11 protein-coding genes are annotated in these 15,388 nt (G+C 37.5%); 1 reads left to right on the plus strand and 10 read right to left on the minus strand.

Annotated features, from left to right (window positions below; all coding sequences use genetic code 11):
• Window positions 1-102: 102 nt before the first annotated feature.
• The gene (locus QE109_RS05215) at window positions 103-603 is read left to right on the plus strand and encodes a YkvA family protein (protein ID WP_281093350.1); all 501 of its coding nucleotides are present in this window, start codon (window positions 103-105) and stop codon (window positions 601-603) included.
• Here QE109_RS05215 and QE109_RS17740 read toward each other — a convergent pair.
• The 10 genes from QE109_RS17740 to QE109_RS05270 form a co-directional block, all read right to left on the minus strand.
• On the minus strand, window positions 593-1,306 hold the full coding sequence (locus QE109_RS17740) for a hypothetical protein (protein WP_425365108.1): 714 nt from the start codon (window positions 1,304-1,306) through the stop codon (window positions 593-595). The two genes, QE109_RS05215 and QE109_RS17740, sit on opposite strands and share 11 nt — an antisense overlap.
• A 447-nt stretch (window positions 1,307-1,753) precedes the next feature.
• Window positions 1,754-2,041 (minus strand): hypothetical protein, encoded by a 288-nt coding sequence (locus QE109_RS05230; RefSeq protein ID WP_281093351.1) that lies wholly within the window; start codon window positions 2,039-2,041, stop codon window positions 1,754-1,756.
• A 213-nt stretch (window positions 2,042-2,254) separates the two neighbouring features.
• Window positions 2,255-2,485 (minus strand): hypothetical protein, encoded by a 231-nt coding sequence (locus QE109_RS05235; protein WP_281093352.1) that lies wholly within the window; start codon window positions 2,483-2,485, stop codon window positions 2,255-2,257.
• Between the two features lie 237 nt (window positions 2,486-2,722).
• Window positions 2,723-3,010 (minus strand): hypothetical protein, encoded by a 288-nt coding sequence (locus QE109_RS05240; protein ID WP_281093353.1) that lies wholly within the window; start codon window positions 3,008-3,010, stop codon window positions 2,723-2,725.
• Window positions 3,011-3,122: 112 nt separating this feature from the next.
• Window positions 3,123-3,590, minus strand: coding sequence for a DUF4085 family protein (locus tag QE109_RS05245; protein ID WP_281093354.1), 468 nt, complete (start codon window positions 3,588-3,590; stop codon window positions 3,123-3,125).
• A 14-nt stretch (window positions 3,591-3,604) separates the two neighbouring features.
• Window positions 3,605-4,174: a hypothetical protein gene (locus QE109_RS05250; RefSeq protein ID WP_281093355.1), complete on the minus strand. Its 570-nt coding sequence runs from the start codon at window positions 4,172-4,174 to the stop codon at window positions 3,605-3,607.
• A 55-nt stretch (window positions 4,175-4,229) separates the two neighbouring features.
• Complete coding sequence (locus tag QE109_RS05255) at window positions 4,230-4,898, minus strand: RHS repeat protein (protein ID WP_281093356.1); 669 nt, start codon at window positions 4,896-4,898, stop codon at window positions 4,230-4,232.
• Between the two features lie 468 nt (window positions 4,899-5,366).
• A complete protein-coding gene (locus QE109_RS05260; RefSeq protein WP_281093357.1) occupies window positions 5,367-5,666 on the minus strand; it encodes a hypothetical protein in 300 nt (99 codons plus the stop codon).
• Between the two features lie 14 nt (window positions 5,667-5,680).
• A complete protein-coding gene (locus QE109_RS05265) occupies window positions 5,681-12,430 on the minus strand; it encodes an RHS repeat-associated core domain-containing protein (protein WP_281093358.1) in 6,750 nt (2,249 codons plus the stop codon).
• 12 nt (window positions 12,431-12,442) lie between these two features.
• Window positions 12,443-15,388, minus strand: a 2,946-nt coding sequence (locus tag QE109_RS05270) for a fibronectin type III domain-containing protein (protein ID WP_425365109.1), incomplete at its 5' end; no start/stop codon positions are given.

A 15,388-nucleotide genomic window follows, 5' to 3' on the forward strand; every position in this document is an offset into this window, starting at 1 on the left:
ACATTGAGCATTCAGATTCTGTCACAAGTTAATCTTGACTTTAAAAGGTCCGCTGCGAATATGACGCCGGACCTTTCTTCATATTGAAACAGGAGGACATAGATGAATAAACCACAACTTATACTTAATCGCAACATTGAAGAAGCATCAGAAAATGATGTAAGGAAGATTGAGAAAAACATAAAACACATGAACAGAGGTAAACTGTCTGAAGTTTGGGAAATGGTCGATGCGCTTTTTCGTATGATTAAAGACCCCAAAGCAGCTTGGTCTTCTAAAGCCATCGCTATCGGAACTTTGATCTATGTGATCTCTCCACTTGATGCTATGCCAGATTTTATACCCGTTGCAGGACTAGCTGATGATGCAAGTTTGGTGATGTATGCTTTCAAAAAACTAGCAGATGATCTCCTCATCTATATGGATCAATCCGCTAAAAAAACCGCTGAGTCGCAAAGAGAAACAGCACTTGAACTAGAAATGATACGGATTGAACACGCTGAGAAAATGATGCGTGAAAAGCACAAAAACAACAAGATCCTTGTAGGGATGCTTTCTTTCAGTATCCTCTGTTTAGCTGTTGTTTTGTTTTTTAAGTTGTGATGGATGCATTACGTATATTTACGTTACCTGCTGCATCGTAGCTATAGAGCGTCTTTTCTGTCTCACTGGTGGTGTTCATTTTGGTTTCGGTTTGAGTGAGTCTGTTTGCAAGGTCATAGGTGTAGCTTGTGTCTTGTAGTAATGATGCGCTTGCGTATTTCTTTTCACCTTGGCGATTGCCTGCTTTGTCGTAGCTGTAGGTGGTTTTGATGCCACTTGGCTCTGTTACTTCAGCAAGGCGGTTTAGTTTATCGTAAGTGAAGGTTGTGATGCCTTTTGCATCGGTCTTTGTCGTTTGATTACCTGCTGCATCATAGGTATAGCTGTACGTATCTATGACTGTGCCATCTGCTTTTAGGTTGATCAAGGATGTGTTTTGTTCTATTTTGTTATAGCCGTACACTTCTTTTGAGCCATCTAGGTAGGTCACACTTTTACGGTTGCCATTTGCATAGTATTCAAACTGTGTGGTTTCACCCGCATCAGTTACCTGCGCAAGGCGATCTACTTTGTCGTAGACTTTTAGGGTGATGCCACCTAGTAGATCGGTTGTTTGCTCTGCATAGTAACCTGGCTCAAGTGAATCTATCCCTGATGTTAGGTCATAGGCATAGGTGGATAGACCGATACCTGTTACTATTTTGGTAAGTGCTCTACCGGCTTCGTCGTATGTCCATGTGGTGAAGCCGGTTGCGTCTTGCATGTTGAGGAGGTTGCCATTTGGGTCATCTGTTTTCTAAGAGCTTTATTTGTGCGAGTAAGTCATAGCTTTAATTTTAGATAATGTTGTTGATAATTATTGCTTTTCAGTTTTTTGAATTATTTTTGAATAATCTTATCAAATATTAGAGAATTTATGTAGAGGCTTGATTTTTGAATACTTAAATTGAGTAACACATAAAGCGAAACACATTGTACGACTTTCATAAACAAAAAATTAACAGCATAAAAAGAAAAGTATTAGAACCTTTTTTCTTCTGCTATAAATTCAATTGGGCTTGATGTTTCTAAGACTTTGACGCTTCGTTTTTTGAACTTCCAACTTCACTTTTTATAGCCTAGTTATTTTTTGGTAATTCGGACATCTCAAGTTCTACGCCTGTTCAAATCACTTTGTTTCAGAATTTTGATTTGCCGAACTTCCGAAAAGCTACCTGGGAGCAGAATTATATGTTCCTAAAAATGCATTGATAATTATCCCCCAAAATACAAATGACCAAAAAATATCTGCAAGATGAAGCAACATTTTTTTTACTATACCAAACTTTTCATTTTTCATACTTCCAAAAGCACCAAAACTTCTTGCTATCAAAAGAAAAGCAAAGGCTAAAAATGGTAACGAGTATACCATATATAGAATTTTTAAAGGGATAATAATATAATCTGATTTTTTTTTGAAATGTAAATTTCCATATAAAACATTTAGCATATTTTTCACAACTTTCACACTCCTATTTAAAGAGATTATTTACTACATTCCATATAAGCTTTATTACAGATTTTGTTACATGGTTTATTACATGTTCATTTAAGCTTTTAGCTTTAACTGATTTGTTAACATTACTTATCCATGATTTAGTCCATTTGGGGTCATCACTAAGTGCTATTTGAACAAGGGAAGGGATAATATTTAAAGTTCTACGGTTTTTAGTTAGTTGAAGCCTTTGTAGTTATAGGTTGTTGTTTTTCCGTTGATGGTCTCCATTCTCTGGTTACCATTTGCATCATAGTTAAAACTTGCAGACTTACTTCCTGTTATTTTTATGAGTCGATTGTTAGCATCATAAGTGTATATTGCGCTATCGGATCCCAAAGTCCTCTTTATTCGGTTGCCTGCAGCGTCATAATTAAAGGTTTCTTGACCGATAGTAGGGTAATTCACTGTTTTTAAACGATTAAGTTATAGTAGGATGGGTTGGCCTTTAAAAAGCGCCAAGATACTAAGACCTTGACGCTTTATTTCATGATCATCTAACTCCATTTTTTTGAATAGCTTTCATTTGGTAGTACATATAATCTAATCTCTACATCTGAACTTATTGTTTCCCTACCTCCACTAAACTTCAAAAACAGCTTATGAGTGAATACTCATTTAGCAGGTTATTCATATATAAAATTATTATTTAGTTACCAATGTTAAAAATATTATTACAACTCCAAATACTCCAAATAAAACATTTATAAATTTCGCAAGTATGGACGTTTTATAAGTAATTGGTTCTGACCTTGTAAAATAAACTCTACGCCTTTTTAACCCCAAAATTGATAAAGAAAAAAAGTATAAGCCTGCAACAACTCCTGCTGCTACATCAGGAATCTTTAAATAATTGTTGAAAAATAAATAAGAAATCAAAAAAAATATTACACTAACAAATAGGACATGTTCAATTGTTTTACTACTCATCATTTATACCTTCCTTAACATAATATACTATTAAGACTAAATCAAAACATATCAATAAATGTATCTACATAATCGTTATCAACAGTTGCTATTTTGCTATCTTTTATGTCACCAGTTACTTCGATACAAATCTTTCGCATGAAATAGATTTAAATCTAAACTCCAACTCACAATTAATATCGCATAAAATATTGATACTCCATTTGTCTTCAAATAGTTCAAATTCTGTGTAACCCCATTTCATACCTGAAGGCATCCAGTAATTTTTATTGGGTATATCCATTGATATAGTTGCAACATCCGAAAGTTTTAATACAAACCTATTTTCATCATCCTCAATAGTCAACTTCACTGTTGTACTTTTAGCGATATTATTTACACATATACTAGAAATAGAGAAATCATGAAACCACTTCATATCATTAAACACTTCCAAGAATTGTTCTGGTAACTGAGACTTAATCTTTTCAAAATAAGGTCCATACTCTTTAGCGCTTTCACGAAACTTAGTTTTCGCCTCTTGTCTAAGCTTTTCATCTGGCGAATGCATTTGTAGCCATAAATACTTTTTATAGTATTTCATATTATGCTCACTTTCTAAAATCCGAATATAGATACGAATGATGGCACTGGGCTGAACTGTAGTACTGGAACAGGCATAAGTGAAGGTGTAAAATACACATCAATATCACCAGAAGTACTTTGACCCCCTGTTCCACCTTCAGCATACATTTTAATAATAACCTCATCTGTTGGAAGAATTGCAAGCATACTAAAAGGGAAGAATCTGGTATTCATCTCCGTTCCATCTGGATACACAATTACGTAATCCCCAAGTTCTGAACCATTAATTTCTATTTTGTTCAACCATTCTTGTTCTTTAGCATCCCAATCCCAACCTGTTTTCTCTTTAAGCAGTTTTTTTGCCTTTTTTGAAGGACCCGAACCACCCTTTGGTCCACCTTTAGGACTACCGTTATCATTTTGTGAATACTCTTGACTACCATTTGTCTTAAACAAATGAATATGGTCATTATTTCCAGGCATGTTTACATCTCCAACCTCATATCTATATGACCATCCTTTACCTAAGCTAATATTCGTATCATTTTTAACATTAGTTAACTTTACTGAACCAAGCGGCATTAATTCATCTAAAATGTTCACACCACATTGTTTCCCTTCACTCTTATGCCCTGTTGGATCCAGATACTTGAGCGGGTTACTCGCAACATAAGCGACCGTGAACAGGATCGTAGTAACGGGCTCTAAGGTAGTATTTGCCTAGAGTCTCGTCGTATTGCTCCCCTGCGTATTTGAATACGTTTTTAATGCCTTCCGTTGCTGTTAAGGTATTGCCAAAAGCATCGTAAGTGTAGCTGTTTAGAACTGTGCCATTAGCATCTAATATATCGGTCACGTCGCCGTGGGCGTTGTGATGATAGTAGTAAGTGCTGTCGTTTTGGACTTGTGCCAGTAGGTCTATACCGCGTATATACCTTGCTTCAACTTCTCCTGTGTAGCCTATGGATGCAATCACTTGACCTGCTGAGGTCATGTACTGGGTCTTTTGGTTTTGATATTCAGTGTAAGTACGAATACCAAAGGTATCGTATCCCATGGTTTGTACGCTTGCATCTGGCAGTTCTACGGTTTTGAGTTGATTGAAGCCATTGTAATTATAGGTTGTTGTCTGTCCGTTGATGGTCTCCATAGTCTGGTTACCATTTGCATCATAGTTAAAGCTTGCGGACTTACTTCCTGTTATTTTTGTGAGTCGATTGTTAGCATCATAAGTGTATATTTCGCTATCGGATCCAAAAGTCCTCTTTGTTCGGTTGCCTGCAGCGTCATAAACGAAGGTTTCTTGACCAATAGTAGGATAGATCACTGTTTTTAAACGATTTAAGTTATAGTAAGATGGATTGGATCTTTAAAAAGCGCCAAGATACTAAGACCTGACGCTTCATTACTTGAATTTCCAACTTCCCTTTTTATTGCCTAGCTATTTTTCGGTAGTATAGATAATCTTATCCCCATATCCGTCCTTATCACTTCACTTCAGGACTTTACTTCATTGAACTTCCGCAAAACTGCCTCGGAGTGAAGATTTACTTGCTCTAATAATTTCATAAGTGAAACCTATGAATAAACGAATGCAAAAATACCCAGTTATCGAAATAGTCACTGGGTATTTTGATAATATTTTCTGTGATATTTTTAACCGATAACGTTTCTTTTTTTCAAGCCCTAAATTTGACCCGTGGGCCGAAAATTTCAGAAATATTTCTCACAGGTACTACAAGGGTTACCTCTTGAAATAATAATGGTTTTGATTTGTTAGACACTTGGTGGGGACTCAACTTATACTACTAATGATTACAATTACAAACGCTACTATACCAATTAAAACCAATATTCCATTTACTAATTTCCCTCCTATAGAATTTTTTGAATATTTCAATGATTTCGCATTCCTAAGAGCTATCTCGTTGTTCATTAATCCGAACACCCCTCTCAGCAAAAATATAGTACCCAAAATAGCAAAAGCAAATCTTTCATCCAAATTGATAATTTTTTTTACATCAAGATAAATTGCAATGCTAAAGATTATTGCACATGTTATAAATACTGATAACTCAATTCTTTTTAACTTCATTACCTTCTCCTCTATTATTCAATTGGTGAGTATAAACCTAAAACCGTATTTTTACTTGTCACATTAACTAAAGCATAATATGTGCCAAAACCAGGCAACATACTTTTGGCTGTTTTATATAAGTCATCTGTCGGTTTAGAATCATAAAAGTAATAATCGCCTGCCATTTGACCGCCTTGAATCAATGCAAATTCAACACCCTCTTTAGCTGTTGTTGGTACAACAGCCTTAACAAAAGCAATTCCAGCTTCTTTAGCTGACGCACTAGCTGCAGCTCCCGTTCCAAACGTTGATACAGTAAGAATATCACTCCCCAGATTCAATGCTACTTTACCATAACCATACCACTTATCTAACTTATGTTTTGAGTTAAGAGCTTGCATATCATCAATTGTAAACCTTTCTTCGTCTTCGCCAGTTTCACGAAATGATACTTTTTTACCCACATATGCCGATAATGGATTATCATGAAAATATCCATCCCCTGATTCATAGACTGATATATTAGTATTTTCAAAATAGTGCTTTTTAACTTCAATTTCAATAAATCCATCTTGGTTAACACTAAGAGGAGATCTTATTTTTATCGTTGCATCACTCACTATATGTCCTTTACCTAAATCTGTAACATTTTTTTCATACCACTCTGAATAATTAGCATCACCTGTGTATTCATATTGTCTATAACCATATTTGTCAGTATAAAATAGGGCATCTTCACTCGTACCCTTAATGCCTACACCGCCACCATCGCTAGAATAAAATATTCCTGCACCAAGCGGTATTAATTCATCTAAAATGTTCTCGTTACATTGTTTCCCCTCACTCTTATTCCCTGTTGGATCCACATACTTAAGTGGGTTACTTGCAACATAAACATACAGATTGTTGCCATCTCCTCTGTAGGTGTCCTCTTGGGTAAAGCGACCGTGGACTGGATCGTAATAACGGGCTCTAAGGTAGTATTTGCCTAGAGTTTCGTCGTATTGCTCTCCTGCGTATTTGAATACGTTTTTAATTCCTTCTGTTGCTGTTAAGGTATTGCCAAAAGCATCGTAAGTGTAGCTGTTTAGAACGGCGCCGTTAGCATCTAATATATCTGTCACATCGCCGTGGGCGTTGTGATGATAGTAGTAAGTGCTATCGTTTTGGACTTGTGCCAATAGGTCTATACCCCGTATATACCTTGCTTCAACTTCTCCTGTGTAGCCAATGGATGCAATCACTTGACCTGCTGATGTCATGTACTGGGTCTTTTGGTTTTGATATTCGGTGTAAGTGCGAATACCAAAGGTATCGTATCCCATGGTTTGTACACTTGCATCTGGCAGTTCTATGGTTTTAAGTTGGTTGAAGCCGTTGTAGTTATAGGTTGTTGTTTGTCCGTTGATGGTCTCCATTGTCTGGTTACCATTTGCATCATAGTTAAAACTTGCGGACTTACTTCCTGTTATTTTTGTGAGTCGATTGTTGGCATCATAAGTGTATATTTCGCTATCGGCTCCCAAAGTCCTCTTTATTCTATTGCCTGCAGCATCATAATTAAAGGTTTCTTGACCGATAGTAGGGTAATTCACTGTTTTTAAACGATTTAAACCATCGTAGGTATAGGTTGTGGTTTGACCGTTTTGTACCATAGTCAACAGGTTGTCGTTGTTATCATAGGTGTATTGGTATGCATTTACGACTGTTCCACCATTGTTATCACTGTTGAGCCCTGTGATGTTGCCATCGCCATCGTAGCTGTAATGCTGAGACTGACCGTTAGCAAAGTTAATGTCTTTAAGGCGGTAATCATTATCATAAGCATAACTCGCCAGTAATGCATCGCTATCATAAACCTTGTCTAGTAAGCCTGCTTGCGTGTAGGTGTACTGTGTTGTCTGTCCTGTTATGTCTTTAAGGCTTGTTACTTGACCATCTGTGTTGTAAGTGTATTCAGCAGCGGTTTTACCGTTATGATTTTTGATAGTCATCCTACCATTTTTATCATAATCGAAGGTATCTATGCCATCATTGTTAGCAGCTGCCAGCAAAAGACCATCTTTGCGATAATAATACTGTGCATAGTCTTTTGTATTTTGGTTTTCCTGACTTTTCAAAGTATCATCAACTGTATAGGTATAGCGAATGGTATCCCCATTACGATTGGTTTCTTTTGTCATTCGTCCCAAAAGGTCGTAAGCATATTGAGTTGTTTGATTTAAACTGTCTTTTATAATACCTATTTGATTCAATCTGTTGTAGGTAAAGGTCGTTATATTTCCTTTACCGTCTTTTATAGTAGTGCAGTTGCCAGCGTTGTCAAAGGTGTAGTAAGTCGTTGTCCCTTCAGGGTCTTTTTGACTCAAAGCGTTGCCCCAAGGATCTCTCTCAAAGGTGGTGGTGTGTCCCTCTCCGTCGGTATACGTTAACACATAGTCCAGTGCATCGTAAGTGTAAGACTCACGGTTACTGTCATCTTTTTGGGATTCTGGTGTTTTGATAGCTGTAATACGCCCACCAATATCGTAGATGTATTCTAAGGTATTGCTTTCACCACTGGTTTCGGTTTTTATCTGGCTATTTTGATTATAGGTGTAGGTCTTTAAAGTTGTATCATTTTCATCTTTTACCTCTATTAGGCGGTTGTTTACATCGTAAATATATACCTTGCCGATACCAGATGCGGAGTTAATAGGTCGAATTTCTTTAACCATATTTCCAACTTCATCGTAAACGACTGTTTTCTTTCCACCTTCTGGATCTTCAATGCCGGTTGTACGATTAAAGATGTCGTAACTATAGGTGACAATGTTGCCATTTGCATCTTTCTCGGTTTTAAGGTTACCGTTTGAATCATAGGTGTATTCTGCAACACGGTTAACTGAGCTAGTATCTACGGTAAAGTTGATGTTTTGCTCGTTTAAAGTGATCATTTGGTCTTTTAGCGTTTCAAAGTTCTGTTTATCAACGTTAAAAAGCCAGTCTTTAATATAGTCGACATCATAGGTATTAATGACGTTATCTGCGTTTAGATCCATTTCTGGATTGTACTCTGGCTGATCTGAAGTCACGTTGTTTAAGCGCGCTATAGCCGCTAAATCATCTGCTTGAACCAAGCCATCTTTGGTAACGTCTGGACCGTTAATGCTTACTTGTTTACCAATAGTTTCGCCAAAGTTAAAAGTGTCGCCTAGGCTACTTTCGTAAGTAGAACTATTGAGAATTTTGACATACCCTTTACCTAGTATTGTTTCTTTAGCTCTGAGTATCAGGTCGCCAACTTTAAAGTCCTCTACTTTTGAAAGTCCATTTGACTTTATGTTAATTTTCCCCGGTACACTGGAATCTACACTTAATCCGTTGAGTCCTGACCGAAAACCTACAAATTCAAAAGTTCTTAAGTCATATTCGATATTGAGGTCAATGTTTTTGACGAGATCATCTGGCTGTATTTGGACAGTATATTCGGCTTCTTCTCCAGGATAAATAAAAGCGGGGCCATCTTTAATGGATGCAATGGTGTTTTTAAAGGTTAAGCTGTCTACATTTACTTCTTGAGTTTTGGAAATTAAACGGTTTCCGGTATCGTATTTAAAAGTTACGATATCGCCGTTGGCCCGTTCTATTTGAGTTATGTTGTCGTTTTTATCATAGGTATAAGTAGTTAAGGCTTCAACTAGACCCGCCTCATGATCGGCTAAATCAGCTCCTTCATAGACTTGAATCTCTTCTTTAAGGCGCCCTTTTGTATCATATTTAAATTTGCTAATTAGATCAAGTTGATCATTGACTTTACGGGTTATTTGAGTCGTTTGTCCAATGCTATCATAGACGTAGTCAATTTGAGCTCCCAAACTGTCAATGATTTGAATTACATGTCCGTTTTTGTCGTAAGTATATTCTATGACATGCCATTGGGATGGCAAACCAGATTTACTCACGTATTCTTGAGATTTCTTTTCTTTTGTGATCTGACCATTTCTATTATATACATATTGAATTATTTGGTATTTAATTTGTCCAGCTTCGTCTTTTTTGGGGATTCTTTGTTCGGTTAGCCATCCCGCTAGATTGTAGGTATAAAGAGTCCCGTAGCGTTGTTCTATGCTGCTTCCACTCTTGTAACCTTCACCATCTATTTTTTTTATGATTTGTCCGATGTTATTGTAAACCATTTGGGCTGTTATATTGCCTTCAGCATCCAACACTCTTATGAGTCTATTTAACTCATCATATTCAAACTGCTTGCCAGAACCGTTTTGAGTGCTTTCGTCGTACTGGTTGGCATCTATCGTTTTCACCAAATTGCCAACAGCATCATACAAGTAACCACTTTTTTGACCTGATGGATTTTCAGTTTCTATAAGCCTACCATCAGTGTCATAATAAAATTGTATCCCAATACCATTGTCAGTAGCTGCACTGTATTGATTTGGTTGAATGATTTTACTTACTTTTCCAGCGGCATTATAAATGCTTTTTTGTGTATTGCCTAAGGGATCTGTTTCACGAATCAATCGATCCATGATGTCATAATCATAGGTATATCCTTCTCCGCCGTCTTGGATTTCTTTGTATTGTTCAGGCAAAATCCGTTTTATAAGATTCCCTTCAGCATCATATACAAGGCGAGTTATATCACCATTTGGTGCTTTTATTTTGATAATGTTGTCATCTGAATCATAGGTATATTGTGTTGTTCCAAGTTCCGTCGTCATGGAGGTCAACCTATTTAAGCTATCATAAGTATAGGTCGACACATGTTTTTCAGGATCTGTTTTTTTGACAGGGAGAGGAGATGTTTCGTATAAATAGGTGGTTATGCCTCCTTCTGGGTCTGTCAGTTGTGTTAAACGTCCTTTCGCATCATATTCATAGGTTGTGACAGCATAAGTTGAACTGTCAAGTTTCACTTTCTTTATAGCAAGATTGCCATCTGTATCATATGTGAACTCTGTGGTTTGACCATTGGGTTCAGTGATGGTTTTGATACGATCTTCTTCGTAGGTAAAAAGGGTTACATAGTTGTAAGGAGCTGGCAAAGTTATTTTTAACAAGTTTCCCTTGGCATCGTATTCATAGTAGGTCGTAACACCTTTGCGGTTTCGTGAACTAGTTTTATTGCTCAACTCATCATAAGTAAAAGCTTCATAAGTACCATCAGCGTAGGTTATTTTTTCGATTTCAAAGTTGGTATTGAATTGAGTGATCGTTATATAGCCGGTTGCAGTATTTTCAAAGGTAGTTGTTAGATTGATAACATCATATGAAAAGGTACTTAAGTTATTGTTTTGGTCCCACTGTTTAATGACACGGCCATGTTCATCGTATAAATTCTTAAGATATAGCTGACCCTTGGCGTCCCAAATATCTGTCATTCCATAGTTATCATAGCCATATTTAACAGATTGTCCTGAGCTATAAGATACTTTTGTTAAATAATCACCACTATATGTGTAGCTGACCCAACGACCCGCTGAGTCAGTGATTTTTTGTATCTTGCTTCCATTGTATGCAAAAATCAAACTGGCTCCTGAAGAGTTTTGAACTTGAGTAAGTACAAGACCTGTGTAGCTAAAAGTCTGACTATTGCCCTTTTCGTCCTCTTTTTTTATGAGCTTACCAAGTGAATTGTAGGTATAGATATTTTTGGTCGACAAAGTAAGGGTATAAGTCCCATTGCTATTTTTTGTGACTATTTCATCCCCTTGTTTGGTGCTTTGATACACTTTTTCAATTGCATTGTAATCATATATTGTTTTTTTGCCATCATCACTAACGATAGTTATGCGTTGATTATTATTTTTAATCTCCAATTGATTTTCGAAGTTCAACCGCCAACCTTTGCCTAAAAGACCTGTTGTTTGGCGTGTAGAATTATAGAATCGTTTAACGTTAAGGTCAAATCCAACATCACTAAAAGCTAAGTCAGTATCCGACGAGTAAAAGTTTCCATTTACTGCATTGACAGGATCACCCAGACCATTATCAATAGTTGGGGCACCAGAATTATAACCTAGTTCGTCAGGGTCTGTTACCAAGCCTTGCGCTTTAACATTAAATTTTCGAGTATCAATTATTTCACCGTAAACAGTTCCTCTATAATGCCCTGTATAGAAGGTGGCTTCTTTGATTTCAGTTTTTTCAAGTTCACCTTTGTAGTAAGCCTCCCAAGTTTCAGTTTCTTTTGTAGTACCGTCTGGCATATTGAATTTATCGACCCCTGCTATACGTTTTCCAGGTTTGTTTGGATCTCTAGGAATACTGCCATTATAACCATCTTCGTTAATCTCTAGAGTAGGATGATCGCCGACATTATCCCATGAGTATTCAACATGGTCTAAGTTACCATTAACATCATAATAACGGGTAATAGTGTTGGTATGAGACTTTTCAAAAACTCTCTTCTTGATAATTTCTCGTGTTTCTTTATTGGCATCCGTTTTGTAAAGACTCAAAGTGCCTTTATAGCCATTCGAATTATACCAATAAGAGTTACTTGGCACTTCTTCGCCACTTTCAATTTCGACTTCGACTGTTTCTTCTGGTTTAATCAGTTCACCACTGACAAGGTAAGGCTGCCCGATGACTTTTAAGATTCCTTCGAGACCGTTGCTTTTATAAGCAACGGTCTCTTTCACATTGCCAATTTTTACTTCAACTGTAACTTCTTCTATTTTTCCTGACGCATATCCTGTTGTTTGAAGCATTTGAAAGGATAACATCAGAACGAATGCAAATACTAGTTTTGATGCTATCTTTTTAAGTCGTCTATTCATATGGTCCCCCATTTATTGTTCAAAGATATGAATCATCATATCCTGCATTTTATTCATTTGAGTGGCATTACCCTCTTCATCAACCATTTGTGAGGTTGTTACTTTGATAGTAGTCGGCTGATATTTCAGAAATTTTGTTTTGAATTTAAAAAGTTCATATGTTCCCTGTTCACCTTGGATATTCCCCAGCTTAGATAGAATGACACGAATTTTTCCATCTATTTCAACTACTTTCTGCATGTAAATACCAGTGTCTTCTTTCCACGCAGTGTTTTCAAAGCTTTCAGGGTCTATACTCAGAACACTAGGATCAAACTCCATGATCAGATACGTGGTATACATGTTGATAAGACTATGGATATTAACTTTAATCTCCAAGGTTTCAACTGAAGTATCTTTAAACAACACGGTATCTGTCGACAAGCATATAGCATTCTCATCATCGCTCCAATTGATAACTGACGCCATGTCTGACCATTCACTCTCCGCCAGTTCAGTTACCGCTTTAATGCGTATGTGATGCTGTTTGTTGGTTTGTACACCTGTTAAGATATGTTGCGACCCTTGTGCTACATCGATAATCTCGTCGTCCAATTGAAGCTTATAGCCGGTTGCTCCTAGGACAGGAGTCCAAGTTACAGTAATCTCAGAACCATTAGGAATGATGCTTTCAATTGAAGGCACTGTAATTTTAGTCACTACTTTTAGCGAATTAGACCATTTACTATATTCTGAACCTGTCTTAGCTCTCACTCGGTATGTGTACTCCGTCCCTTCTTCTAAGCCAAGATGTTCAAATTCAGATACATTGACCGTTGTCAGCAAAGAGCCGTTAAGTTCAATTTCGTAACTGCTAGCACCTGCAATATCGGTCCAATCCAGTAAAACCTTTGTTGTTTCAATAGCTTTTGCTTTAAGTGACATAGGTGTAAGCATTGCTTGAGCCACATTTCTTAAATATGGATAACTTATCCCTTCTTCTATGCCCCATATGCTATCAAAATCCCAGTTTACAAATGTAGATTGCATTTGCATTTCACTAGTCTGTCTTGCCACATCGCCTTTATTTTTGGGCACATACCCTGAAGCAGATGCATCATAGTATGTGTCTTTCACAATGGCACCTGCTGGATATGCTATGATTCCGCCATTTTGTCCTGGTCCGCTTACACTTCCTACCGAATAACAGTTTTTTACCTTTTGGTAATCGGTGCTGTAGGCATAACCTATGAGTCCACCACCATATTTTACTGATGCGGTCACATCGCCATAAGACATACAGTTCTCTATAGATAGATTTCCACTAGATGATGAGTATCCAATCAAACCGCCTACATTCTGCTTTCCGATCACATTGCCTGTTGCGTAGCACTCACGTATAATCATACCACTGCCAGATCCCACAAGACCACCGAGGGTACTATTTATTGAACTTACATTCCCTGTACAGTAGCTTTTTTCGATAATGCCTTGACTACCTATACTACCAACTAAACCACCAGCACCATTACTGGAAGATGTAACAGCGACATCTGAATGACACTCAGTTACTGTACCAGCCACCTGATAACCAATTAAACCACCCACTGCTGATCCCCCTGTTACTTGACCTGTGCCAACAACTGAGCAGTTGGAAACCGTTGTCATATAACTATAACCAATTAACGCTCCAACATAGTTTCTCCCACTCGCTGTGACATCTGGGTTTTCAAGACAAATACTTTTAATGGTCGCATTCTGCGTATATCCGAACAACCCCGAAAAATCTAGTGTACGGTTTATCTTCAGGTTTATGATTTTATGACCATCACCATCTAAAGAACCTTTGAAAAGAACCGCTGATGTTCCGATTGGTTCCCACGTTTCACCTGTTAAATCAATATCTGCTACAAGTTTATAGTGTGCTTCTAGACCCATTCGCACACTGTTTAATTGTGCCTTGGTTTCAATAAGGTAGGGGGACTCTAAGGTTCCATTACCTGTCATCTCATCGCTTCCCACGCTACCACTCGACTCATCTGGTCGTTTAACATGCCTTAAGTAAGGGTAAGATTCGCTTTCTTCAATGGTCCATATGTTTTCAAAATCCCAGTTTACAAATGTAGATTTCACCTGCATTTCACCAGTCAGCTTAGCCACATCACCTTGATTTTTTGGAACATACCCTGAAGCAGCTGCATCATAGTATGTGTTTTTTAAAATGACACCTACAGGATATGCTATTATCCCACCATTCTGTCCTGGTCCAGTTACACTTCCTACCGAATAACAATTTTTTACCTTTTGGTAGTCGATGCTGTAAGCATCACCTATGAGACCACCACCATATTTCACTGAAGCCGTCACATCGCCATAAGACATGCAATCTTCAATGGATAAATTTATACAACTTGGTAAGTATCCAATCAAACCGCCTACACTCTGTTTTCCCGTCACATCGCCTGTGGCATAGCACTCGCGAATAATCACACCACTGCCAGATCCCACAAGACCGCCAGCCCTATAATAGGTTGCACTCACATTCCCTGTACTGTAACTTTTTTCGACAATGCCTTGATTACTCGCATTACCGATTAAACCACCTACATCGGCACTTGAGGCTGTAACCGCTATATCCGAATAACACTCACTTACTATACCAGCCGACATTGAACCAATTAAACCACCTACTGATGTGCCTCCTGTTATTTGACCCGTACCAACAACCGAGCAATTGGAAACCGTTGTCATATAACTATAACCAATTAACGCTCCAACATAATTTCTCCCACTCGCTGTGACATCTGGGTTTTCAAGATAAATACTTTTAATGGTCGCATTCTGTGTATATCCGAACAACCCCGAAAAATCTAGTGTACGGTTTATCTTCAGGTTTATGATCTTATGACCATCACCATCTAAAGAACCTTTGAAAAGAACCGCTGATGTTCCGATTGGTTCCCACGTTTCACCTGTTAA

It is taken from the genome of Fusibacter bizertensis (genome assembly GCF_029914245.1).
GTDB classification, from domain to species: domain Bacteria; phylum Bacillota; class Clostridia; order Peptostreptococcales; family Acidaminobacteraceae; genus Fusibacter_C; species Fusibacter_C bizertensis.

Bases quoted from the DNA above. Each gene is read 5' to 3' on its own strand.
- QE109_RS05265 (WP_281093358.1), bottom strand. From the start codon at position 12,430: ATGAATAGACGACTTAAAAAGATAGCATCAAAACTAGTATTTGCATTC.
- QE109_RS05260 (WP_281093357.1), bottom strand. From the start codon at position 5,666: ATGAAGTTAAAAAGAATTGAGTTATCAGTATTTATAACATGTGCAATA.
- QE109_RS05215 (WP_281093350.1), top strand. From the start codon at position 103: ATGAATAAACCACAACTTATACTTAATCGCAACATTGAAGAAGCATCA.
- QE109_RS17740 (WP_425365108.1), bottom strand. From the start codon at position 1,306: ATGCAAGACGCAACCGGCTTCACCACATGGACATACGACGAAGCCGGT.
- QE109_RS05245 (WP_281093354.1), bottom strand. From the start codon at position 3,590: ATGAAATACTATAAAAAGTATTTATGGCTACAAATGCATTCGCCAGAT.
- QE109_RS05240 (WP_281093353.1), bottom strand. From the start codon at position 3,010: ATGATGAGTAGTAAAACAATTGAACATGTCCTATTTGTTAGTGTAATA.